24 protein-coding genes are annotated in these 24,090 nt (G+C 52.3%); 11 read left to right on the top strand and 13 right to left on the bottom strand.

Annotated elements, in window-relative coordinates:
* Positions 1 to 156 precede the first annotated feature (156 nt).
* Positions 157 to 1,635 (top strand): tRNA uracil 4-sulfurtransferase ThiI, encoded by a 1,479-nt coding sequence (gene thiI, locus SOJ49_RS09545; RefSeq protein ID WP_369857988.1) that lies wholly within the window; start codon positions 157 to 159, stop codon positions 1,633 to 1,635.
* A 106-nt stretch (positions 1,636 to 1,741) separates the two neighbouring features.
* Here the strand turns inward: thiI and sthA are convergent, their stop codons facing one another.
* From sthA to SOJ49_RS09530, 3 genes are all read right to left on the bottom strand, one after another.
* Positions 1,742 to 3,133, bottom strand: coding sequence for a Si-specific NAD(P)(+) transhydrogenase (gene sthA / locus SOJ49_RS09540; protein ID WP_369857987.1), 1,392 nt, complete (start codon positions 3,131 to 3,133; stop codon positions 1,742 to 1,744).
* A 79-nt stretch (positions 3,134 to 3,212) separates the two neighbouring features.
* A complete protein-coding gene (gene nqrM / locus SOJ49_RS09535; protein ID WP_369857986.1) occupies positions 3,213 to 3,446 on the bottom strand; it encodes a (Na+)-NQR maturation NqrM in 234 nt (77 codons plus the stop codon).
* Positions 3,447 to 3,456: 10 nt separating this feature from the next.
* Complete coding sequence (locus SOJ49_RS09530) at positions 3,457 to 4,485, bottom strand: FAD:protein FMN transferase (protein WP_369857985.1); 1,029 nt, start codon at positions 4,483 to 4,485, stop codon at positions 3,457 to 3,459.
* A gap of 89 nt (positions 4,486 to 4,574) precedes the next feature.
* On the opposite strand from SOJ49_RS09530, the gene SOJ49_RS09525 reads away from it, so the two are divergent.
* Positions 4,575 to 5,669 (top strand): endonuclease/exonuclease/phosphatase family protein, encoded by a 1,095-nt coding sequence (locus tag SOJ49_RS09525; protein WP_369857984.1) that lies wholly within the window; start codon positions 4,575 to 4,577, stop codon positions 5,667 to 5,669.
* Between the two features lie 94 nt (positions 5,670 to 5,763).
* The gene (locus SOJ49_RS09520; protein WP_369857983.1) at positions 5,764 to 6,105 is read left to right on the top strand and encodes an ArsR/SmtB family transcription factor; all 342 of its coding nucleotides are present in this window, start codon (positions 5,764 to 5,766) and stop codon (positions 6,103 to 6,105) included.
* A gap of 83 nt (positions 6,106 to 6,188) precedes the next feature.
* On the opposite strand, the gene SOJ49_RS09515 is transcribed toward SOJ49_RS09520, so the two are convergent.
* On the bottom strand, positions 6,189 to 7,157 hold the full coding sequence (locus SOJ49_RS09515) for a DUF4062 domain-containing protein (protein ID WP_369857982.1): 969 nt from the start codon (positions 7,155 to 7,157) through the stop codon (positions 6,189 to 6,191).
* 46 nt (positions 7,158 to 7,203) lie between these two features.
* Complete coding sequence (locus SOJ49_RS09510; RefSeq protein ID WP_369857981.1) at positions 7,204 to 8,067, bottom strand: AEC family transporter; 864 nt, start codon at positions 8,065 to 8,067, stop codon at positions 7,204 to 7,206.
* A 215-nt stretch (positions 8,068 to 8,282) separates the two neighbouring features.
* Here SOJ49_RS09510 and SOJ49_RS09505 point away from each other — a divergent pair, with 215 nt between their 5' ends.
* From SOJ49_RS09505 to SOJ49_RS09480, 6 genes are all read left to right on the top strand, one after another.
* Positions 8,283 to 8,633: a hypothetical protein gene (locus tag SOJ49_RS09505; protein ID WP_369857980.1), complete on the top strand. Its 351-nt coding sequence runs from the start codon at positions 8,283 to 8,285 to the stop codon at positions 8,631 to 8,633.
* Positions 8,633 to 9,745 carry a class I SAM-dependent methyltransferase gene (locus tag SOJ49_RS09500; RefSeq protein ID WP_369857979.1) on the top strand — a complete coding sequence of 371 codons (1,113 nt, stop codon included), beginning with the start codon at positions 8,633 to 8,635 and terminating at the stop codon, positions 9,743 to 9,745. The genes SOJ49_RS09505 and SOJ49_RS09500 overlap by 1 nt, the downstream gene beginning before the upstream one ends.
* A 36-nt stretch (positions 9,746 to 9,781) precedes the next feature.
* Positions 9,782 to 10,303 (top strand): hypothetical protein, encoded by a 522-nt coding sequence (locus tag SOJ49_RS09495; protein WP_369857978.1) that lies wholly within the window; start codon positions 9,782 to 9,784, stop codon positions 10,301 to 10,303.
* A gap of 122 nt (positions 10,304 to 10,425) precedes the next feature.
* The gene (gene yegQ, locus SOJ49_RS09490; protein WP_369857977.1) at positions 10,426 to 11,793 is read left to right on the top strand and encodes a tRNA 5-hydroxyuridine modification protein YegQ; all 1,368 of its coding nucleotides are present in this window, start codon (positions 10,426 to 10,428) and stop codon (positions 11,791 to 11,793) included.
* A gap of 47 nt (positions 11,794 to 11,840) precedes the next feature.
* Positions 11,841 to 13,145 (top strand): ABC transporter substrate-binding protein, encoded by a 1,305-nt coding sequence (locus SOJ49_RS09485; RefSeq protein WP_369857976.1) that lies wholly within the window; start codon positions 11,841 to 11,843, stop codon positions 13,143 to 13,145.
* Positions 13,138 to 13,773 carry an RluA family pseudouridine synthase gene (locus SOJ49_RS09480; RefSeq protein ID WP_369857975.1) on the top strand — a complete coding sequence of 212 codons (636 nt, stop codon included), beginning with the start codon at positions 13,138 to 13,140 and terminating at the stop codon, positions 13,771 to 13,773. Before SOJ49_RS09485 ends, SOJ49_RS09480 begins: the two co-directional genes overlap by 8 nt.
* 7 nt (positions 13,774 to 13,780) lie before the next feature.
* On the opposite strand, the gene SOJ49_RS09475 is transcribed toward SOJ49_RS09480, so the two are convergent.
* From SOJ49_RS09475 to SOJ49_RS09445, 7 genes are all read right to left on the bottom strand, one after another.
* Positions 13,781 to 14,494, bottom strand: a complete 714-nt coding sequence (locus tag SOJ49_RS09475; RefSeq protein WP_369857974.1) for a DUF1461 domain-containing protein — start codon at positions 14,492 to 14,494, stop codon at positions 13,781 to 13,783.
* Complete coding sequence (locus SOJ49_RS09470) at positions 14,491 to 15,324, bottom strand: alpha/beta fold hydrolase (protein ID WP_369857973.1); 834 nt, start codon at positions 15,322 to 15,324, stop codon at positions 14,491 to 14,493. Before SOJ49_RS09470 ends, SOJ49_RS09475 begins: the two co-directional genes overlap by 4 nt.
* A 78-nt stretch (positions 15,325 to 15,402) precedes the next feature.
* Entirely contained in the window at positions 15,403 to 15,867 is a 465-nt protein-coding gene (gene sixA / locus SOJ49_RS09465) for a phosphohistidine phosphatase SixA (RefSeq protein ID WP_369857972.1), read from the bottom strand.
* Between the two features lie 53 nt (positions 15,868 to 15,920).
* On the bottom strand, positions 15,921 to 16,244 hold the full coding sequence (locus SOJ49_RS09460) for a DUF4389 domain-containing protein (protein ID WP_369857971.1): 324 nt from the start codon (positions 16,242 to 16,244) through the stop codon (positions 15,921 to 15,923).
* Positions 16,245 to 16,258: 14 nt separating this feature from the next.
* Positions 16,259 to 17,284 carry an NAD(P)H-dependent glycerol-3-phosphate dehydrogenase gene (locus SOJ49_RS09455; RefSeq protein ID WP_369857970.1) on the bottom strand — a complete coding sequence of 342 codons (1,026 nt, stop codon included), beginning with the start codon at positions 17,282 to 17,284 and terminating at the stop codon, positions 16,259 to 16,261.
* 18 nt (positions 17,285 to 17,302) lie between these two features.
* On the bottom strand, positions 17,303 to 17,794 hold the full coding sequence (locus SOJ49_RS09450) for an STAS domain-containing protein (protein WP_369857969.1): 492 nt from the start codon (positions 17,792 to 17,794) through the stop codon (positions 17,303 to 17,305).
* Complete coding sequence (locus SOJ49_RS09445) at positions 17,791 to 18,969, bottom strand: SpoIIE family protein phosphatase (protein ID WP_369857968.1); 1,179 nt, start codon at positions 18,967 to 18,969, stop codon at positions 17,791 to 17,793. The genes SOJ49_RS09450 and SOJ49_RS09445 overlap by 4 nt, the downstream gene beginning before the upstream one ends.
* Positions 18,970 to 19,225: 256 nt before the next feature.
* Between SOJ49_RS09445 and SOJ49_RS09440 the strand changes: the two genes are divergently transcribed.
* Positions 19,226 to 19,528, top strand: coding sequence for a PilZ domain-containing protein (locus SOJ49_RS09440; RefSeq protein WP_369857967.1), 303 nt, complete (start codon positions 19,226 to 19,228; stop codon positions 19,526 to 19,528).
* A 104-nt stretch (positions 19,529 to 19,632) separates the two neighbouring features.
* Here SOJ49_RS09440 and nfuA read toward each other — a convergent pair whose 3' ends face one another.
* Positions 19,633 to 20,223 (bottom strand): Fe-S biogenesis protein NfuA, encoded by a 591-nt coding sequence (gene nfuA / locus SOJ49_RS09435; protein WP_369857966.1) that lies wholly within the window; start codon positions 20,221 to 20,223, stop codon positions 19,633 to 19,635.
* A 158-nt stretch (positions 20,224 to 20,381) separates the two neighbouring features.
* Between nfuA and metH the strand changes: the two genes are divergently transcribed.
* Positions 20,382 to 24,089 carry a methionine synthase gene (metH, locus tag SOJ49_RS09430; protein ID WP_369857965.1) on the top strand — a complete coding sequence of 1,236 codons (3,708 nt, stop codon included), beginning with the start codon at positions 20,382 to 20,384 and terminating at the stop codon, positions 24,087 to 24,089.
* Position 24,090: the final 1 nt, after the last annotated feature.

The following is a 24,090-nucleotide window of genomic DNA, read 5'->3' as shown; positions in this document are numbered from 1 at the left end:
GGTGACCAGACTATGGCATATCGGGGCAACTGTCCCCTCGCAGTCATGCCAAATATTGACTCTGGCTCGTTTGGCTACACCTTACACCAGTTAGGATGAATGACGCATTGAGCTGGGTTATACTCCCTGCCCTTTTTCTGCCAGTCATCGCCTTTCATGAAGTTTGTCGTCAAGTTCTTCCCGGAAATCACCATCAAATCCAAGTCAGTGCGTAAGCAGATGACAAAAATCCTTCGTGCCAATTTACGCACTTTGACGCGCAAACGAGGCATTTCCGCCGACGTCCAGGATCGCTGGGACAGTTTGGTGATTGAGGTAAATCTATTAGACAACGAAGACGTTGTTACGGTTCATCGCCGTATGGTGCAAATCCTTTCTCACACACCGGGCATTGGTTATGCGCTTGAAATTGACGAACACCCGTTCGAATCATTGGATCAAGCGTACCAGTTGGTGCGTGAAGCCAATCGCGAGCAACTCGAAGGCAAGACGTTTTGCGTCAGGATCAAAAGGGCTGGCAATCACGACTTTACCTCCCATGATGCGGAAGTCTATATGGGCGGTGGATTGCTGAAAGAAACCGGCGCCACGGGTGTATCGTTGAAAAACCCGGATGTGGTGGTTCATGCTGAGTTGCGTAATGACAAGGTTCAAGTCGTCAAGCAGCGCATACCGGGATTAGGTGGTTTTCCACTGGGTAGTCAGGGAGATATTTTATCACTGATCTCCGGAGGCTTTGACTCAACGGTGGCCAGCTACCTGTTAACCCGGCGCGGTTTGAAAACACATTTTTGCTTTTTTAATCTTGGTGGTAGTGCCCATGAAATTGGCGTCAAACAAGTCGCCCACTATCTTTGGTCCTGCTATGGCGAAAGCCATCGGGTGAAGTTTGTTACCATTCCATTTGAAGCAGTTGTTACTGAAATTCTTGCCAAGGTCGACAATGGCCATATGGGTGTTGTACTCAAGCGCATGATGATGCGCGCAGCGTCACGGGTGGCCGACAATCTGAAACTGCCCGCCCTGGCAACTGGAGAGGCTGTTGCCCAGGTTGCCAGCCAGACCATTTCCAATCTGGCGATTATTGATCGGGCTGCCGAGCATATGGTGTTGCGCCCTCTGGCAGCGATGGATAAACAGGATATTATTGCTATTGCTCGCCGCATTGGTACAGAAACGTTTGCCGCCAACATGCCGGAGTACTGCGGCGTCATATCCGTCAATCCACTCACCCACGGTGAACGCAGCAAAACCGAAGCCGCCGAACAAGCCTTTGATTTTGCGGTATTGGAAGACGCCTTGCAGCGCTCGACCTATCAACGTATCGATAACGTTCTGGAAGAGATCGGTAGCGGACTGGAAGATGTCATGTTGCTAACCACGCCGGCGCTGACGGATGAAATCATCGATATCCGCCACCCAGCTGAAGCCGCTGATGCGCCACTGGAACTTGCCAACAATCCAGTCAGACTCATTCCCTTTTATGAGCTGGAAAGCCGCTTGGCGGATCTCGACACCAGTGGCAAGCAACGTTATCTGTTGTACTGTCAAAAAGGCACCATGAGCAAGATCCACGCGCATCACCTGAACCAGCAACATCAGGGACTGTTTGGTGTTTTTGCCGAAGGCAGCTGAGCGTCCCGAACCCTGGAGTCAGCAGTAAGCAGACAAAAAAACACCGCTCAGTAAGCGGTGTTTTTTTGGTAACGCTACGAACTCACGACCGATCTGCTAACCCAAATTACAGCCGGTTCAAGCCGTTTAATGCCGCCACGCGATACGCTTCTGCCATGGTCGGATAGTTAAATGTATTATTAACGAAGTAGCTCATGGTATTACCTTCGCCCTTCTGGTTCATGATTGCCTGACCAATATGAATAATCTCTGCCGCCTGGTCACCAAAGCAGTGAATACCAAGAATTTCCAGCGTCTGACGATGAAATAACAATTTCAGCATGCCGACACCCTCTCCCGTAATTTGTGCACGGGCGATATTCTTGAAAAATGCCTGACCTACTTCATAGGGTATCTTCTCTTCCGTCAGTTGACGCTCGGTTTTGCCAACCGAGCTGATCTCGGGAATGGTGTAAATGCCATTAGGAACCGAATCAACGTAATGAAAATCTGACGGACAGGCAATAACCGACCCGGCTGCACGGCCCTGGTCATAGGCTGCAGATGCCAGTGCCGGCCAGCCGATCACATCACCAATGGCGTAGACATTCTGTACCGCCGTGCGATATTCCTTGTCGACATCGATTTGGCCACGGGAGTTTGTTTCCAGGCCGAGATTTTCCAATCCCAAGTCTTTGGTATTACCACTGCGACCGGCTGCCCACAAGAAGGCATCTGCCTTGACTTTTTTACCGGACACCATGGTCATGGTGACATAACGATCGTTGCCTTCAACCGAGTCAAATTGCTCGTTGTGTCGAATCAGCGCACCCTTGTCACGCAGGTGATAGCTCAGGGCATCCGAGATTTCATCATCAAGGAAATTCAGTAATCGATCCCCAGGGTGGATCAGGTCAACCTTGACCCCCAGGCCAGAAAATATTGATGCGTATTCACAGCCAATAACACCGGCACCATAAATAATAATAGTGCGGGGAGTATGGCCCAGTTTGAGAATGGTGTCGGAGTCATAAATACGTGGGTGATTAAAATCAATACTGCTTGGACGCCATGGACTGGAGCCTGTTGCAATAACAATATGCTCCGCATGCAGACGGGTATTACTCATATTGCCTTGGTAAACGTCCACCGTATTGGCATCAGCAAACTTGGCTTTGCCGGTGTATACATTAATCCGGTTACGCCCATAAAATCCGGTTCGCAGCTTGACCTGTTTACCAATGACCTTTTCGGCACTTTTTAGTACCTGGGGAAACGAAAACCAGCGAGGTTCGCCAATTTCACGAAACATATTATTGGTATTGAACTGAATAATCTGTTTAACAGCGTGACGCAGTGCCTTGGAGGGAATTGTCCCCCAATGAGTACAATTACCGCCGACCATGTTCTTGTCTTCAATGACGGCCACCTTCTTGCCGTGCTTGGCAGCGTACATGGCTGCCCCTTCTCCCGCAGGACCGGCGCCAATAATGACTACATCATAACGGTAATCTGCCATCTAACAGTGCTCCCATCTTCCAGTTATTATTCAATTCCCAGCCCGGCCATAGTCTAGTGGAAATGACCCGACCGCGTTGTTAGCGTTTGGTCGCGTCGTAAAACTCGGCACTGGCCGACCGGGCCGCAGCAGCCTTGCTTTCTTTTTCGCATTTCTGCTTGTCACCACCGCAGACATCACAGGCGGACTCCATGCCAATCGCTGCCATGCCACCGCAGGAACCTGATATTGGTTTACGACCAAACAAAACACCAACGGCCATTGCCGCAACAATCATCAGCATGACCGCAAAGGCCACAATTATCATAGTCATAGGATTATCCTCATTGCTCGCTTCCATGAATAAGACCGGGGAAGCGATGTAAAAATTCGTCGGAGGCCAGTTCGGTAAAACCATTCTCAGTACGCACAATAGCGTAGGCGGTCAGCTTGTAACGATTGGCGAGTAAAATCGCCTGCTCCGGCCCAGCGACGTTAAGCGCCGTTGCCCAGGCATCCGCAAGGGCACAACTCGGATTCAGCACGGTGACGGAGGCCAGCTGATGAGTGATGGGATAGCCAGTATGCGGGTCGATCGTGTGGGAGTAGCGCACACCCTGCTCTTCAAAATAATTGCGATAGTCACCGGAAGTTGCCAGCGCAGAATCGCCTGGCTCCAGCACCAGCTGTACCTGTCGATCCATGGCATCCAGCACCGGTCGCTCAACAGCCACCCGCCAACCATTGCCATCGGACTTGGTGCCACGGGAGCGCAGTTCGCCACCAATTTCAACGAGATAAGAAATAATGCCCTGCTGCTCGAGCAGATAGCCAATCTGGTCAACGGCCCAACCCTTGGCAATGGCCGACAAATCGATATACAGCGGCTTGTCAGTTGAAAGTACACGATCATCAAGATGGATAGCGCTGGAGCCTATGCCAGAGAGTAATGCGTCGACTTCTTCCTTGGACAACTTTTGATCCCGATGTTTTCCTGGACCAAATCCCCAAGCATTCACCAAGGGGCCAACCGTAACATCAAAACGTCCTTCACTCTGAATGTACACTTCCAATGCCTGGGCCAGTACATCAGCCAATGCTGCGGAGACGACTTCAGCATTCAGTGCCTGGTTACGCCGATTCAACCGCGATAACTCCGATTCTGGATCGTAGGTGGACATGATTCGGTTGATGTCCAGCAGGCGTTGATCAACCAGCTGCTGAATGTTTTCAGCTCCTTCACTCTGGCCGATCCAGCTGATGTGGTATTGGGTTCCCATCGTCGGACCAGCGATCTTGACGACCGAATCTGACTGACTGCAACCCGTTATGGTGAAAATCACCAAGAGAACGATGAATAAATGCTTTAACATGGCAACCCCTGAAATGGCGGCGCCAGTATACAGCGAGTTAGCCCCGGATGCCCACCGCCCGCCAGTATTCTGACATGGAGTCCTGATCGATGAAAAAGATGATCTATACGGCGGTGCTTTTTTCTGTTGGTACCCTGCTGCTGTTCGTCGCTTGGATTTATTTCAGCACCTATCATCCCGCCGAACTGGAAAGTGCCAAACTCTCCTGCCCGACCGCGACGCCCAGCTATACCATCTCGGACGGGCCATTATCTGTCATGAGTTACAATGTGCAGTTTTTTGCTGGCAAGCACTATGTTTTCTATTTTGATTTGCCGGATAACCGCGGGCCGGATGATCGGCCAACGTCTCAGGATATCGCTACAACCACGACCGGGATTGCTGCGTTATTACAGCGAGAAGCGCCGGACATTGTTTTTCTCCAGGAAGTCCACCACAACGCGGCGGCAACTGACCATGCCGATCAGCTGGCAGAGCTGCTCAAGCAGCTTCCTGACGACATGTACCCCTGCATTGCCAGCACCTACTACTGGAAAGCCGATTATATTCCACACCCGAGGATCATGGGCAGCGTCGGCATGAAACTGATTACCCTCTCACGTTACAAGATCAGCGACGCTTTGCGTTATCGCCTGCCACAACCCCCTATGGATCTCGTGTCGGCACAGTTCTATCTCAAACGTGCGATTCTGGGCGTCAGTTTGCCGACTATCGATGGTCCCGAATGGCGACTGTTCAATACGCACTTTGATGCATTCGCCCAGGGCAGCGACACCATGAAAAGGCAGGTTGAAGTGGCAGTCAGCCTGATGCAGGAACAGGATCTGAGCGGATCACCATTTATATTGGGTGGCGACCTGAATCTGTTAATGCCGGGACAACTGGCGCAATTACAACCCAGTCAGCATTATCTCTACCAGGAAGCCACTGAGCTACAACAACTGCTTCGATGGCCATCTGTACCCGGTCAAGACAATATCCGCGATGCCGCCGCAGACTGGTTTACGCACTACCCGAACGACCCAGAAGTGACCGGGCCAGATCGAACCCTGGATTATTTGTTTTATAGTCAACGGTTATCTGTCGAATATGCGAGTGTCATTCAGTCGCTGGAGGTGCAGCAACTGTCAGATCACCTTCCGGTGAAAGCAGACTTCGTCATCACTAATAACAAAAAAGAATAACGACTACAGAAAAAGTTCCAGCAAATATATCTTTATGACTATATTTGAATTTTCAGACATGCCGTACACTCTCCACCAAGAAGGAGAATAATCCATGCAAGAAAATCTGTCTGAAGAAATGCTGGAACTGATCGCGCAGAGGTTTCGTTTGCTGTCTGATCCAATGCGCCTGAGAATTTTGCACCAGCTGCAACCGGGAGAAAAATCGGTTGGCCAACTGGTCGAAGCAACGGGCGCATCCCAGCCCAATGTCTCCAAGCATCTGTCTACACTGAGAACTCATGGCCTGGTGCGCCGCCGCCAGGAAGGCAACATGGCTTACTTCAGCATTGGCGCGCCATTTATCTTTGAGTTATGTGACTCAGTCTGTGACAGCATGAGAGAGGAGTGGGAGCAGCGGCAGTCGTTACTGGGGAGTTCTGGCAGCAGCCGTTAAGTTGCCGCCAATCCGCCAAGAGCCACTATCGCAATCAAGCCGGATGTTGCCACACCGACGGGTAACCGCCGGCATTACTCCTATCAGACCGTACGCACCTGTGCCAGATCACTATTGGCAATCCAGTAGTGGCGCCCGGCTTTTTCTGTATGCGCTGCCAGCCCAAGGCGCTCCCAGGTTTCCATAATCGAACGAAACTGGGATTTACTGACCCGGATATCATCCACTGCATGGGCATTGGGGCGACGACCAAGGAGCTGCTTTCGTACAGTGTCGGCGATAAAAGTTTCCAGGCACCCCCTCAGTCGATCCTCGCTTATATTACCGGCAAAGGAACTGTGCAGGGCCCGATACAGCTGATCCAGCCGGGCTGGCAGTATCATCTCCTCGCGAGAAAGATTACCGCCCTGGTACACTTTGGCGGAAACCATCAGGTTGACGGGTTTGCGGCTCATTTCAAGACGCTCTCGAACCGTCAGTGAGCCACCACCAAGATCAACCACGGCTGCGTCACCGGTCATGGCCGCATCCTGGCTACCGGTGACTGGCTCCTGCTTTTCCATCTTTTCGGTCCAGCGCACCCAACCAAAATCCAGTCGCGGCTCGATATTGTTGATAGCGGTTCTGGCATAGGACAATAACTCATCGCGTAAATGCCACAACTTGTAACTGACTTGCTGCGTCACCAACTGATAGAACCCTTTCAGCCGCCCTTGTTCTGGCGTCAGGGAGCCACCAACAGGAAGGTTTTTCAGAAATGCCAGTACCGGCTTGCCGATGGTTCTGGCATGGACAAATTCCCGGTGCAGATAACTGATCCCTGTCGGCGCCATGGGGCCGTACTCATCACCAACCAGCAGAATAAACAAATCTGCCAATTCGATTTGCTGGCGAGCCAGATCCCAATCGTAGCCATCACCATCCTCGCGACAGGAAAAACTGACGTTTGTCATGTTCAACCGGGCTAGCAAGCGTTCAATTTCATAACGCTCTAACTCAAGCCCTCGTTGATTGGATGCCAAATAAACCAACTGGCGTTTCCCATCTGGCATTTACACCACCGATCCCAAAATTGTCAAAAACAGCCTAAGATTGTCACTATAGCAGTGACATAATACGTAAAACATAGAAAATTCCACCCATCGTCAGCATTGAACCCAAAGTACTGACCGCAATGGCATTCGCAGTCAGCACATGGTTCGCCCCCATCGCTCGAGCCATGACAAAAGCAGCCGCGGCTGTCGGGCTGGCCATCATCAAGGCAACGACCCCAAGTTCAACACCGCGAATTCCCACCGTAATGGCTGACAACACGATCAGTACCGGCAAGATAACAAGCTTCAACAGGGATATTTGCAGCGCCGTTGAGTTGGCCGCCCTGAGAGCTCGGAAGTCCAGCGTACCGCCAACACTGATCAACGCCAGGGGTAATGTCATCTGCCCCAGACTACTGGCAGCACTGTGCAGTGGCTTGGGTAACTGCCATCCAAACAGACTGAAGGGCAATGCGAGCACAATGGCGATGATCAGCGGGTTTTTTGCAATCAGCAAGAGCTGGCCAGACCAATTTACACCTTGTCCTCTAGCCAGCACCATGACCGACAAGAGATTGTACATAGGGACACCAATGGCAAGTACCAGAGCACCGATCTGCGTGCCCTGGTCACCAAACGCGTACACCACCATCGAGATGCCGATAATACCCAGATTACCCCGAAACGAGGCTTGCACAAACGCGCTGATATCGGCCTCATCCACACCGGCTATCCGCGCCCATATGCCACTGAAGATGCAGCTGAATAAAATAGCCAGGGCGACAAAAATCACCAGGCCAAGATGAACACCGGAATCAAAATGTACTTTTGATATTGCCAGAAACACCAGTACGGGGAGAGTCAGTGTAAAAACCAGTCGGGAACTGACCGTAACAAAATGATCATCGATAAGACGACGCTGGCGCAAGATAACACCCAGAACCACAAGAAGAAATACGGGGAGTACTATTTCTCCTGTAAAAACAAGGGATTGCCAATACATTTGAATGTGGTTTCCTGTATATAAAGTCAAGGTTAAGTCAATCAGCCGGACACAATAACGCGCCAGTACCAGATGTAAATACAGTCCCGCTTTGTTATCATTCCGCGCTTGTTCACTTACCCTTGTTGATGTAGCCAATCATGACCCGCCTGAAAAAAAACCGATCACTCAAACGCATCCACAAGGTAAAGACCGGCAACGCTGCCAAATTAAAGCGTGAGGCTGGCAATGATCGCCAAACCGGCAAACGCGTCAAAAATCGCGTTCCCTCTGTTTTTGAGAAATTTCTGGCCGAAAACCCGGAAGCCAAAGCCGCATTAAACAAAGAGCAAGCAGAAAAAACAGCTGACAACCAAAAAAATCTCGTCAGCAACAAACCTGCTGCAGAAACTGTGGAGCCAGCGGTTGCGGCCCGACAGCCCAAGCCTGACTTGCCAGAACGCTCGTTGCTCGATCAGCTGGAAGACAAAGATTTCAAAGATATTTACTGATGAGCTGGTGGCAGGCCACGTCACTGGAACTTGAGTGTTTTCCTGCCGTACCCGAGCAGATCGCGCGCCCCTGGGACAGCGCTGACGAATACCTGATGGATCACCTTGATTGCGACACGCCCACCTTGCTGTTTAATGATCGTTATGGCGCACTGGCTTGTGCGCTGCAGCAACCTGTTTGCTGGCTTGATAGCGCCTGCGCACACCAGTCCAGTATTAATAACCGTCAACGCAACGGTCTCGACCAAACAGACGCTCGCTGGATCAATACCCCCCAACAACTGCAAGACAGCGATATTAGCCAAGTCATTATCCGGCTACCCAAAAACTTTGAACAGCTGCGTTACTGGCTGCAACTCTGTCGGGAACACCTTGACAGCCAGACCACTATTTATCTGGCGGGCATGGCCAAGCACATTCCCGTTCGCTGGTTGAACTGGCTGGAACAGCATTGCGCCCACTACCAGCAACTGCCTATCAAACGTAAAGCCAGACTGGTGCAGGTTCGCCACCCCGCCAACGATCCGGGCTTACGCTTGTGGCAGGAATATCAGGTTGGCCCGCTAAACATCCAATCCCTTCCAGGTGTGTTTTCCCGGGCCAGCCTGGATCCCGGCGCTGAGTTTCTGCTGCACACTCTGTCCAGCCCAGACACAATAACGCAAGCACAACTACCTGACGTTACCGGGAGGCTGTGTGATCTTGGCTGCGGCAACGGCATTCTTGGCTTATGGCTCAAGCAACGCCACCCGGAACTTCAGGTTATCCAGACCGATGACTACCTTCCTGCCGTTGAGTCGGCACAACAGAATGCGCTGAATGCAAACGTGGATATTGCGTGTCGTCACGGTCACAGCCTGAGTGCAGTCAGTGAGCCGCTGGACTGGGTCGTATGCAATCCACCTTTTCATGACGGCCATAAACAACTAAACAATATTGCCAGCGACATGTTCAACGACTCCGCCCGCCAACTGAAACCGCATGGCAATTTGCTGGTGGTTGCCAATCGCCACCTGCACTACCCACCCCTGCTCAAACGCCTGTTTGCACGGGTTCAACGGATTAACTCCGATCAGCGCTTCGTTATATTCTGGTGCCAGTCGCCCAGATAATGACCCCCTGACACCCATTACAGGACCTTCTTCCCTATGACACCTGAACATGCCGCCAGCCGCAGCGCCTATTGCCTGCTGTTAGCCCGCATCAATTTACCGCATATACAAATGTGGCAAGATGACCAACAGCTTGATGTTAGCCCCTACACCAAGCTGCTCAATAAGCAAACCGCCTTTCTCAAGGGTGAGCTGACCTCCCGCGCCAACCTGGAACGTTTTTTTGCCCAGTTCAGTGAATGGCGCTCAGAGCTGACAGAGTCCGACACCCTGGGCTGGCAAATCGTCGATCTGTGTAACGCCGCCTTGTATGCCTCTACCGAGTGCATTTTTGATGACGCCTGTGATGATATCGAACTACTCAACCAGTACGTCACCGATATTTATGCGCAAATGACCGAACTGGGTGCAGAAACCGCCGAACTGAAACACTACTTTGCCTCGATACAAAAAGAATTCCAGAGCCAGTTCAGCAGTTTGCGACACATTCCTGTGAGCAAGGATTTTTTTGTCTGGATGGCTGAAATGGACGTCAGTCTGTTCGGAGTCGCTGAATAGACGGAACCCGGGCTGGATCAATATAACGAAGTGAAACGACGCTAAACTGGTGCGTTTATTCAAGGGTGCATCTAAAGACGCACCCTCAATTCACTATCCAACCCGTACCCAGAACCAACACCATGATCCCTGAACTGCTCTCCCCCGCCGGCACCATCAAAAACATGGAATACGCATTTGCTTATGGTGCCGACGCGGTTTATGCCGGCCAGCCGCGCTACAGCTTGCGAGTGCGCAACAACGACTTTACCCTGGAGAAACTGAACCAGGGCATTTCTCAAGCCCATCAATTGGGCAAGAAGTTCTATGTAGCCAGTAATATCGCGCCCCATAACAGCAAGGTCGATACCTACATGGGGGATATTGCACCGGTGATTGCCATGCAACCCGACGCCCTGATTATGTCTGATCCCGGCCTGATCATGCTGGTCAAGGATCGCTGGCCAGATACCGTTATCCACCTGTCCGTGCAAGCCAATGTCGTCAACTATGCCGCCGTAGAGTTCTGGCGACGTCAGGGTGTGAGCCGGATTATTCTCTCCCGCGAGTTGTCGTTGCACGAGATCGCCGATATTCGCCAGCGCAGCCCGGAAATGGAAATCGAAGTCTTTGTTCACGGCGCCTTGTGTATTGCTTACTCAGGCCGCTGCTTGCTGTCCGGCTACATGAACCACCGTGACCCCAACCAGGGTAGCTGCACCAATGCCTGCCGCTGGAAATACGATGCTCATGAAGCCAGGGAAACTGACGCTGGCGACGTCATTCCTGCTGGAGCGCAAGAATTCGACCCGTCCGGGCCAGTATTCCGCCCGGATAAAACACCGACCCTCGGCATGGGCAGCAGCACCGACAAAATCTTCCTGTTACAGGAAGCGGGTCGCAGCAACGAATACATGCCAGCGTTCGAAGATGAACACGGCACCTACATCATGAACTCGCGTGACCTTCGTGCCATTCAGCATATTGACCAACTGGTCAAACTAGGCGTTCACTCGCTTAAAATCGAAGGCCGAACCAAATCTCACTACTATGTTGCCCGCACTGCTCAAGCTTACCGAAAAGCCATTGATGACGCGGCCAACGGACGAGATTTTGACAAAAACCTGATGAATACCTTGGAGAACATGTCTAATCGTGGCTATACCGAAGGCTTTTTTCGCCGCCACGTTCACGACGAATATCAAAATTACGAACGTGGTACATCGACCAGCACCGGCCAGCAATTTGTCGGTGAAAGCATGGGAATGACCGACGGTCGCTTGCGTATTGATGTGCGTAACCGCTTTGAAGTGGGCGACAGGCTGGAATTGATGACCCCAACGGGCAATATTTCGTTTATTCTCGAGCACATCCAGGATCGTCAGGGCAAATCTCGTCACGATGCACCAGGATCCGGTTTTATTGTTGATATCAATATCCCGGCAAATAGTGTGATCTCAAATGCGGAAAAGGTCATGCTGGTGCGAAACTTGCCCGATATTTGCTTGTAAGCCAGACTGTCCCTTTCAATTTACAGGATTAACCCACAGGATTTGCCATGCCGTTTCGTCGCTATCTGATCCAACTTGTCCTGCTGGCTTCACTGCCCTTCTTTGGCGTTAGCGCAGGTGCTGCTACCGAAACCGCACCGGATGAGCTGGTCAAATCAGCTGTCAGCCTGGTCACCAGCCACTTGACCAATGACAGGGCTCTGATCGAGACACATCCCGGCTATCTGGATCAACTGCTGTCGACCAGCATCCTGCCCTTGATTGACACCCGGCAAATGGGGAAAAAAGTGCTTGGCAAGTACTGGCGCAGAGCTTCTTCCGAGCAGCAAAGCCTGTTTCTGGAAGCGTTTCGCCGCAAACTGCTGAAAACCTATGCCGGTGCCTTCCGGGCTTATGATGACCAACCGGTTCACTTCCTGGACACCCGATATAACGGCCACAACAAGGCGCTGGTTCCCAGCCTTATTGAATTGAATGGCAAGCCGCCGTTGACCGTTGACTATCGCCTTTACCACAGCGCTCAGTGGCGTGTCGATGATGTCACCATCGCCGGTATGAGCCTGGTAAAAAGCTTTCGCGATCAGGTTCAGGCAATGATCCAGGAAAACGGCTTCAGTCAGGCCATGGTCAAACTGAGCAAGGAATATCCAGATGACCGGCCTGTGGTACGACTCGGATCCGATAGCTGGGCACCGTACGCCGGCAAGCAATTACTTGGTGACGGGATTGCAACCGAACTGGTGACAACGGCACTTTCCCGTCTTGGCTATCGCGTTGAAGTTGAATTCATGCCCTGGATGCGCGTACTGGAATCCACCAACAGTGGCGAAATCCAGGGTGTATTATCGACCTGGCCAGGTCAGCAAGATGATAAATGGCTGCTGTCCGATGCCTACCTTCATGGTCAGTTGCGCTTTATCAAATCCAAGAGCAGTGACTTTGAGTATCAGGGCAAAAATCATCTGAAAATCACCACACCAGCATTGCGCCTGGGCATCTACTCAGAAATAAATTATGGCCCCTGGCTGGACAACATAGATCGTTACTTCGCGGTTGAACCACGGGATTACTGCTCCCAGCTATTCCGTGACGTTGCCAACAACAATCTTGATCTGGCTCTGGTTGACGAATGGGTAGCCAGCACCGAACTGGCCAGCAATCCGACCATTGCCGAACATCTGGTGCTCGCCCCCGGCGACATTGCCAGAACCAGCATTCATCTGGCGATCAATCGCCAACTCAGCAACGCTTCCGCCCTCATTACTGGCTTCAATCACATGTTGCAACAGATGAAACAGGACGGGAGTTATCAGCAGATACTGGAAAAACACCAATACCCTTACCATGATTAAACAACGTATTCTTTATCAAGACAGCGAAATCGTCATTCTTAATAAACCGGGCGGGTTACTCAGCGTGCCCGGCTTGTATGACAAAGACTCGGCTTTTGGCCGTCTGCAAGCGTTGCTCGGTGAGTTGCATATTGTGCATCGCCTTGACCGCGACACCTCTGGCATTATTGTTTACGCCCGCAACAAACCGGCTCTGACCTGTATCCAGCAGCAGTTTGAAAAGCAGACCACTCGCAAGGTATATGAGGCGCTGGTAAGCGGGGAACCAAAAGGTAGCGGCGGGTGTATCAATCTGCCGATCATTGTCGACTGGCCCAACCGGCCATTACAGAAAATCAGCCATACAGACGGACGCTATGCCCTGACCCGCTGGCACAAGCTGGATGTTGATACTGACACGGAAGGCCGACGTACTACCCGGATTGAGATGTACCCCAAGACCGGCCGCTCCCATCAATTACGCCTGCACATGCAGCAAATTGGCCACCCGATCATCGGCGATCCCTTTTACAGCGCCAATTATTCGGAACAGACAACACCCACCATGCAGCTGCATGCCCGAGAATTGTCCTTTCGCCACCCCACTACCGATGAGCGCATGGATATTGTGTCGCCACCACCGTTCTGATTCGGCGTTATTGGCTACCCTGGCGCCGCTGCCAACCGGTCAGCAACAGCAGGTAAAACCCAAACAGAATGACGCCGCCCATGACAATGACAAGGGCAATGCCACCAAACAGATCCGGCGCTTTCATCAAGGTTGCCATCAACGAGTCCTGATAGTAAAAAAACCAGGCATGATCAGCTGGGAAAATCATTTCATGCAGGTGATAGAACACCTGCTTCGGCCCAATCAGGATAATCGACAACACCGACAGACTCATCAGCCCGCCCAGCAACGCCCCCTGAATTCGCCAGCGGGGTTTATGTCGCCGTAACAACAAGGTTCCGCCAACCACGACCACGGCAAAAAAAACGCTGACCAGCCGCAAGACATCGATTAAATTGGCAACATCCTGTAAATGAACCACCTCCGGTTGTCTCAACAGCGGGCGAGTGCTGCCACGATACTCAAACGTTATTTCTTTTAGCCCCTCACCCTGATGATGAACTGCTTCACTGATGGCATTAAACAGTCGGACATGTTCCGCCTTGTCGAGGCTGTCCAACCCACGAATAAAACGATTTTGCGGGCCATACCGATCGATATGCTCGCCAATATCATAAATATCGTACCAGCGTTCAAAGCCGTAATGAGCTGCCGCCAAACCAAACCACGATAATGCCAGCGACAGCAGCAACGCCGCGATTAGCACGACAAACCAGCCAAGCTGGTGTACGTTTTTCATCCTGCGCGCTCCCAGAAAGCAAGTAGCGATTTGGCCAACAATGCCGATTTTTCCGGTTCCAGATGCAGATGATGATGCCCCTCAACATCAAGGCGCTCTGCCATCGGCATCAATCCGAGTCGACGACAAAAAACAGCTTCGGGAACGATGCCCTCATGGGCACGAACCACTAACGTGGGCAAAGTCATTGCTCGCAGAAATTCCTCCACCATGGGCTCCGTCAGACGAAAAGCCGAAGGACGACGCAAAGCCGGATCGGTACGCCAGAACCAGCGTTGGTTACGCGGCTCCAGGTTACGCAGAATAACGGGCGCAATAACTTCCGCACCAACAAACGGCGTAGCCTTTATCCGTGCCGCAATGGCTTGTTCCGGATTGAGGTAACCCGTAAAACCAGCGCGAACCGATGTCTCCACATGACGCCGAAAGGTGTCGACAGCTTGTTCGTTGGTTTGGGTGACAGGGCCAATACCATCCAATAAAACGGTGCTGGCAAAACGTTCAGGGAAAGCCCCGGCCGCCAACACCAGCGCCGCAGCCCCCATCGAATGCCCCAGCCAGTGAACCGGTTGAGGAAACTGTTCGGCGACCCAGGCAATGGCTTCCGCAGGCGCCCAGATGGGATAGCCGCCTGGTAGCCAGGCCGATAAACCATGACCCGGCAAATCAATCGCTATCAAATAAATACCCGGTAACTGGTCAGCCAAGGCCGCAAAGCTGGCGGCATTATCCAGCCAGCCATGAACAGCAATCACCGTTGGTTGACCGGGTTCACCCCATGCCAGCCCTTCGATAGAACCACCTGGATAATCAAACTGTATCGCTTTCAAACTGGAACACCACCGACAACATTGCAAGCGGCTATTATGACAACTGACTTGATTGAGTACAGCTCGGAGGGAGCAATATCAGAGTCCTTCCAGTACCGGATACCAGACTGACTCTACGGACAAGCAACCGGGCCCGGCAATATCACCACTCAACACCCAACATTCAGCCGGTGACCAGGGTTGATCAAATACCTGCCCTTCGACCAGATAGGCTGCCAATCGTCCGACCAGCGGCAAATGGGACACCAGAATCACATCACCGTCCCGTTCAATCAGTTCATCCACTATCGGAGTAACATCGGATGACGGTATCAGCGAAGCATGATTTTCCATATCTAATGGCATCGATTCTGAAATCAGCGCCGCCGTTTGCTGGGCCCGATAATAAGGACTGACCCATATCTGTGGATTCTGCCATTCCTGCTCCGCCAGCCAACCTCCGGCGGCCTGAGCTTGATGTCGTCCCTTGTCGGTTAGACCCCGATGTTGATCATCAAGACTCCCGACGACTGCAGAACCATGGCGAACTATACAGATTTTCACAAAATATCAGCCTTTTTGTTCAAGGCGCTTCTTTATTGTTGGATCATCATTGACTACTGATCGGGCGACGTTGGAACGTTTTCTTCCGCAGTCGCAGTCAGTGTTGAAGGCCACTCCCGGAAGGGAAATGGCTTTTCGTCACTGCAGCCGGTCAGGTAATGCACCACCTGCTGGTAGTAAATTCCCAGCGCCTGGCAGAAACCACCCAACTCCTTGTGCGGATGGCCGGTCAGTAATCGTGACACCCATTGCACCAGTGTTGACAGCAACAAGACCAGGTCGAGGAGTCTTATGACAACAATAAAGATAACGGTATAAATTGTTCGAAGCCAAAAAGCATCTGAGGTGACATTGGTTTTGAAATTCGCGTCTGACATTTAACCCGCTCCTGTTAGATTTCGTGCTTGGGTAAGGCAAATTCTACATCTGACGCATGTTCACCGGTCATCAGCCCTCGAGCGACCATTCCGGGATCGGCGCCATTAAACAAACATTCGTAAGCACCCATCACCAGAGGCATATAGATACCTGAATCTTCTGCCTTGGCCCTGACATAGCGCAAGGTATTCACACCTTCAGCCACTTCACCCAACTCTTCGATCGCCTGATCAAGGGTTTTACCCTGGCCGATGGCATAACCGACACGAAAGTTGCGGCTCAGGGGGGACATACAGGTCACCACCAGATCCCCCACGCCCGACAAGCCAAGAAACGTCAGCGGGTTGGCTCCCATGGCATCCGCAAAGCGACTCATTTCTGCCAGCGAGCGGGTAATAATCATACTCTTGGTGTTTTCCCCCATGCCCAGTGCCGCCACGAAGCCGGAAACAATCGCGTATATGTTTTTTAACGCCCCACCCAGTTCGACGCCATAGACATCATTGGAGGCGTAAACACGCAAGTAATCACAACTCAAGGCTTCTTGAATATCGCGACGCAAGTCACTGTTTTCACTGGCAATAACGGTTCCTGCCAGTTCCTTGCGAGCAATTTCCTTGGCGAGATTGGGGCCACTGAGAACACCCACCGGGTTATCAGGGAACACCTCACGAATGACCTGACTCATCAATAAAAAACCGTCGGGTTCAATTCCTTTGGTGGTGCTGACCAATGCTTGTTGCGGGCTGATCAGATGAGCAAATCCGGAAATAACGTCTCTGACGGACTTGCTGGGTACAGAAACAAAAATTACATCTGCACCAACGACTGCTTCTTCAATAACCGTTGTTGCCTTGAGTGACGGGTTGAGGGCGATACCGGGCAGATATTGTTCATTGACGTGCTGTTGATTAATGCTGTCCGCAATATCCTGATTTCGTAACCACTGAATGGCCTGAATATTGTTATCTGCAAGAATATTGGCCGTGACCGTGCCAAAACTGCCTCCACCTATGATGGCTGCTGTACGGATGCCCACAAAAAATCTCCTGATGGGTTATTGGGTTCGACTGCATTCCAGAGTTTCAACCAGCTCACTGAAGGTATCGCGATTGCTGTCGTTAAGATCCATCAATACCTTGTGAGCTGAAATAATCTGATCGCGAGCGGCTTCTTCATCTACCGTATCATCTACCCAGTCCCGAAACTCGGCTTCATTGGCAAATGGCTCTTCCAGAATATGAAAAACATGGTCGAAACCCATGCTCATAAGAATTCGCGTAATACTGGGATCCGGGGAAAACACCGTCGGGGTGATATCAAACCGATCCCGACTTACGATGGATATTTTTGCCAGTTGGCCCAGCGTCGTGCTGTCGACGCCCTCAGCCGCTGACAAGTCGATCAACACATTGGCAAACATGCCATCGGAAAGCACCTGCCGAATGTATCGATCAAAGGCGACACACAGATTGAGTCGCACATCCCCTATCAGGCGCACAATCTCGACGCCGTGATACTGGGCTACCTGGATCTGACCCGACGTCATAGTTCACCTCGACCAATAGAGACCATCGCAATATCGTCAGGAACTTCCAACGCTTGTTCTGTTTCCAGCTCCAGCACAGACGTCAGTCCGTCCAGATCGCCCTGCTGGCCTTTAACCATGTCCAGCAGGCTTGCTTCTTTCTCTGTCAGGCTGGCAGCGGGAATAATTTCCAGCACACCATCCGAAAACAGTAGAAGCCGGAAGGCATCAGGAAGTTCCAGTCGCATGGTTTTGTATTCTGCTTCACGGAACAAACCAACCGGCATGCCTCGCCCTTCCAGATAATGACAACCTGAGGCATCCAGCAGCGCCGGCATCGGCAAATGGCCGCCGACGCTGTATTCCAGAACCAACTCCCGCGTATCCAGTATGCCGTAGAAAATGGTCAGATGCTTGTCCAGCCCGGTTGCCAGCATCTCGGAATTCATCCGCTCGAGCACCTGGGCCGGATGCAACAGATCATCGCTGGAGCCTCGACGAAAGTTACGCCGCAGGCGATAAGTGAGATTTTTAAGCAGGACAGTGACAAATGCCGATGAAGAACCATGACCAGACACGTCGGCGATATAGAAAACCAGCCGATGTTCTCCCAACTCAAAATAATCGAGAAAATCACCACTCAACATCAGTGAAGGAAAAATCCGATGGTCACATTGCAAACCGTTGTAGTTCAGGGGGTCGGGCAACATCCGCATCTGAATTTGACGACCGGCCATTTGATCGGTTCTCAGCTCATCCAGACCGCGCTTCAACTCCGTATTGGTTTTTTCCAGATGCTCACGATACGCAATGTTTTCTGCCTCAAGATCGGCACGCTCCAGCGCCCGCCTGAGCGCATGATGCAGCACTTCCAGATCGAGTATGGGTTTCACCAGGAAGTCATCAGCCCCCAGCCGCAAGGCTCGCACCACATCGTCCATTACCCCGGCACCGGATACCACGATCACTGGTAGCTCGGGGCGGCATTTTTTTAGCTGCTCCAGCCACTCGATACCGCTGGTACCAGGCATTCGCAAATCACAAATCGCAATATCAATATGATGACGATCGAGTTCTTGCCAGGCAGCTGCAGCGGAAGGTGCAGTTACCACCTGGTAATCGTAGTCCACTAAAAACGTGGCGATACTCTCGAGCACCGAGGGGTCGTCATCAATGACCAGCACATTCGCGGCCATTCGCATCTCCTAACACCGGAAAGCATTCAGAATAAGAGGTACACCTCGACAAGCAAGCCCACTACCAGACACAAATATCCGTGTCACTGGACCAACCCATCGTTGCCCCTACGGGGCAGGCAACATGGGTGCGAACACTAACGCCAAGCGAATCGCCATGCAATCCCCCACTTGTCCTGTAACCAGGGAATATTGAACTATACTGATTGGCATAATAGAAGAAGCCGCATACCGGCAAGCTATCAAGGAGGCAGCCATGAGCTGGCGTAATCACTATTCCGAAAAACGCGATTTCATCCGGATGTCGGTTAACACCGAAGCCAGTCTGGTGATAGAAAGTCACACATTGTCTTTGACCTGTATTGATTTGAGCACCACGGGTGCCCGCCTGATCTGTCATGCCGACAGCGGCCTGGAAGCTGGACAGCAGGGTGTGGTGACAATATCCAGCGGCGGCGGAACGACGACCCCTCTGGTTGCTGATGCCTCCGTCGTGCGGGTCAGTCGAACAGAAAATGAGAGCGAAGATATTGCCGTCACCCTAACAAACCTGCGATAGCGTCAATCAGCAGAAAGCCGACCACCAAAACGCTGCCAAGCTGTCGGGGCCGGGGCCGGCGTCTGAAGAAGCCTGGCAGAACGCCTGCGTTTTTACTGACCGCCCTATTTGAAGTAAGCCTGATCTGTCACGGTATGATCCGTCACATCGCGAACCCCCTGAACCTCAGGAATCTTGGCAATCAGACTGGCCTCGACGCCGTCTTTCAAGGTCATATCCACGGCACTGCATCCCTGGCAACCACCGCCAAACTTGAGAATAGCCAAACCGTCTTCAGTGAATTCAACCAGGCTGACTTCGCCGCCATGAGACGCCAGTCCCGGATTGATTTCGGTGTAGAGCAAATAATTGATGCGCTCTTCAATCGGGCTGTCTGCCGTCACCTTGGGCATCTTGGCATTGGGAGCTTTGATGGTCAGCTGCCCGCCCATGCGATCTTTGGCGAAGTCGATAATCGACTCCTCCAGGTACGGAATACTCATTCCCTCAACGTAAACCTTGAGCAGCTCCATCTGCTGCAACTTGTCATTATCATTCACTTCTTCCGGGCGACAGTAAGCCAGACAGGTTTCAGCGTAACGGGTACCGGGCTGAGTGATAAACACACGGACGGACATATCTGCTGCGGGCTGCTTGCTCAGCAAATCAGCCAGGTAAACTTCAGCATCCGGGGTAATCTTTACGTATTCGGTCATAAACGTATCCTCAAAACTGACCGCCATTGTAACGAAACCCCGTAGGTAGCGAAATACCCCACCAAAATAGTTGGATAAGACAATCTTATGCACCTCTGATATAATCTTGCGCCTTTTTTAATGTCGATCTGCAGTTCATCCGAGTGAGTCAAAGAGCAATGTCCAACGTCAGTCGCCAACGTCGCATCCAGCAGTTAAAAGAGAATCTTACCCAGCGCATCCACATCCTGGATGGTGGTATGGGCACACTGATTCAGTCGCATCAGCTGGAAGAAAAAGACTATCGCGGCGAGCGCTTTGCCGACCTGAGCCAGGAGATCAAGGGTAACAACGACCTGCTGGTATTGACCCAGCCTGACATTATCGCTGGCATCCACCGCCAGTACCTGGAGGCCGGTGCTGACATCCTCGAAACCAACACTTTCAATAGCACCCGAGTTTCGCAAGCAGACTACCAGCTTGAAGATCTGGTACCGGAATTAAACCGCGAAGCTGCTGCCCTCGCCCGCAGCGTCTGTGACGAAGTGGAAGCTGCGACGGGCATTCCGCGCTATGTTGCCGGAGTACTTGGCCCGACCAGCAAGACCTGCTCAATTTCACCGGACGTCAATGATCCCGGCTACCGGGCGATCACCTTTGATCAGTTGGTTGACGAATATACCGAAGCCACCGAAGCGCTGATGGATGGTGGTGCCGACCTGATTCTGATTGAAACCATTTTCGACACCCTCAATGCCAAGGCCGCCATTTTTGCGGTACAAGGAGTCTTTGAAGCGCGCGGCGAAGAATTACCCATCATGATTTCCGGCACGATTACCGATGCGTCCGGTCGCACCCTGTCAGGCCAAACCGCCGAAGCCTTCTACAATTCGCTGATTCATGCCCGGCCGTTGACTATCGGGCTGAACTGCGCCCTGGGAGCAGAAGAGCTTCGCCCTCACATTGAAGAGCTGAGCAACAAGGCCAAGTGTTTTATTTCCGCCCACCCGAATGCCGGCCTGCCCAACGAGTTCGGCGAATACGACCAGACTCCGGCAGAAATGGCCGCCATCGTTGAAGAATTTGCCGCCAGCGGCTTCCTCAACATTCTGGGCGGCTGTTGTGGCTCCACACCGGCACACATCAAGGCGATTGCCGCAGCGGTGGCAAAACACCCGCCACGGGTTATTCCAGAGATAAAGCCGGCCTGCCGACTGGCCGGGCTGGAGCCGTTCAACTTTGACGAAACCAGCCTGTTTGTTAACGTCGGTGAGCGCGCCAACGTCACAGGCTCAGCGGTATTCAAACGCCTGATTGTCGATGAGAATTACGACCAGGCCTTGACGGTAGCTCGTGAACAGGTAGAAAACGGCGCCCAGATCATCGACATCAATATGGATGAGGGCATGCTGGATTCTCAGGCCGCCATGGTGCGCTTCCTGAATCTGATTGCCGCCGAGCCGGATATTGCTCGCGTACCGATCATGGTGGACTCCTCCAAATGGGAAATCATCGAAGCTGGCCTGAAGTGCATTCAGGGCAAGGCGGTGGTCAACTCCATCTCGCTAAAAGAAGGCAAGCAAGAGTTTGTCGAAAAAGCCAAACGCTGTCTGCGTTACGGCGCGGCGGTGGTGGTCATGGCGTTCGACGAACAAGGTCAGGCAGATACTGAAGCCCGCAAGAACGATATTTGTGAAAAATCCTACCGTATTCTGGTCGATGAAGTGGGCTTCGATCCAGCCGATATCATCTTCGACCCGAATATATTTGCCGTTGCCACCGGCATTGAAGAGCACAACAACTACGCCGTTGATTTCATCAACAGCTGTCAGTTTATTACCAAAAACCTACCCCACGCCAAGATCTCTGGCGGTGTTTCCAATGTTTCATTCTCGTTCCGGGGCAATAACCCGGTGCGCGAAGCCATCCACTCTGTCTTCCTTTATTACGCCATAAAAAATGGCCTGAGCATGGGCATTGTTAACGCCGGTCAGCTGGCGGTTTACGACGATCTCCCGGCCGAATTAAAAGAGCTGGTTGAAGACGTCATCCTCAATCGCCGCGACGATGCCACCGACCGCCTGCTGGCGGTCGCCGAAAACTACCGTGGCGATGGCTCGGTCGCGGAGAAAGAAACCGAAGAATGGCGCACCCTGCCAGTCACAGAGCGACTGACTCATGCCTTGGTCAAAGGCATTAACGCCTACGTTGAAGAAGATACCGAGGCCGCCCGCCAAATGTTTGCACGGCCGATTGAAGTGATCGAAGGCCCGCTGATGGATGGCATGAATGTGGTTGGCGACCTGTTTGGCTCCGGCAAAATGTTCCTGCCGCAGGTGGTAAAAAGCGCCCGCGTCATGAAACAGGCAGTAGCTTACTTGCTGCCCTACATCGAAGAAGAAAAAAACGGCAAGTCTGAAACCCAAGGCAAAATCCTGATGGCTACCGTCAAGGGCGACGTGCACGACATCGGTAAAAACATCGTTGGTGTGGTACTGCAGTGCAACAACTTTGAAGTGATTGACCTGGGCGTGATGGTGCCTGCCGAAAAAATCCTCAAGGTCGCCAAAGAAGAGAACGTCGATATCATCGGCTTGTCTGGCCTGATCACGCCATCACTGGACGAAATGGTTCACGTTGCCCGTGAAATGCAGCGCCTGGACTACCATGTCCCCTTAATGATTGGCGGCGCCACAACGTCTAAAGCCCACACAGCGGTAAAAATTGAACCCCAGTTCAAAAATGACATTACCATCTACGTGGCAGATGCTTCCCGCGCTGTCGGCGTTGCCCAGAAACTGGTCACCCCGGAAGCCAAGCCTGCATTTATTGCCGCCACTCGCGACGAATACGTTCACGTACGGCAGCGTAATGCCAATCGCAAGGCCAAGGCTCTATTACCCTATTCACAAGCCGTGGCCAATGCCTTCAACTGTGATTGGGACAGCTACCAACCTGTCACCCCCAACCGGCTGGGTATCAGCGTATTCGATCATTTTGATGTTGCCGAGCTGGTCGATTACATCGACTGGACGCCCTTCTTCATGTCTTGGGAGTTGGCCGGTAAATTCCCCCGCATCCTGGAAGATGAAGTGGTTGGTGAAGCCGCCACCAATCTGTTCAAGGATGCCCAGGCCATGTTGCAACGTATCGTGGATGACAAACTGTTCCGCGCCCGCGCTGTCATCGGCCTGTGGCCTGCCGCCAAACGCGGCAATGACGACACCGTGATTTTCAACCCTGACAATCCAGCGGAGGAGTTGGCGGTGCTGCATCACCTGCGCCAGCAAACCGACAAGCCAAACGATCAGCCCAATTATTCACTGGCGGATTTTGTCACTCCGGAAGCCAGGCTGACCGATGGCAAACAGGATTACATGGGTGCATTTGTGGTCACCGCCGGCATCGAGGCCGAACAGTTGGCGCAAAATTACAATGCCAGCCATGACGACTACAACAGCATCATGATCAAGGCACTGGCCGATCGCCTGGCCGAAGCATTTGCCGAGTACCTGCACGAACAAGTCCGTCAGGACATCTGGGGCTACGCCCCGGATGAGCAAATGGATAACGAACAACGAATCAAGGAAAAATATCAGGGTATTCGCCCGGCTCCCGGCTACCCGGCTTGCCCGGATCACACCGAAAAGGCCACCCTGTTCAAATTGTTGGATGCAGAAGCCAACACCGGCGTATTCCTGACCGAAAGCTTTGCCATGAGTCCGGCAGCTTCCGTTAGTGGATGGTATTTGGGCCACCCGGACGCCAAATATTTTGGCCTGGGGAAAATCGGCAAAGACCAGGTTGAGGATATAGCGGCCCGCAAGCAGATGGATCTCGAGACCATGGAGCGCTGGCTCGCCCCTAACCTCAACTACGATCGCTGAT

It is taken from the genome of Candidatus Thalassolituus haligoni, assembly GCF_041222825.1.
Classification (GTDB): Bacteria; Pseudomonadota; Gammaproteobacteria; order Pseudomonadales; family Oceanobacteraceae; genus Oceanobacter; species Oceanobacter antarcticus.
Note: the sequence above shows the minus strand (reverse complement) of the source record. Positions and strands in the feature narration are given on the sequence as shown.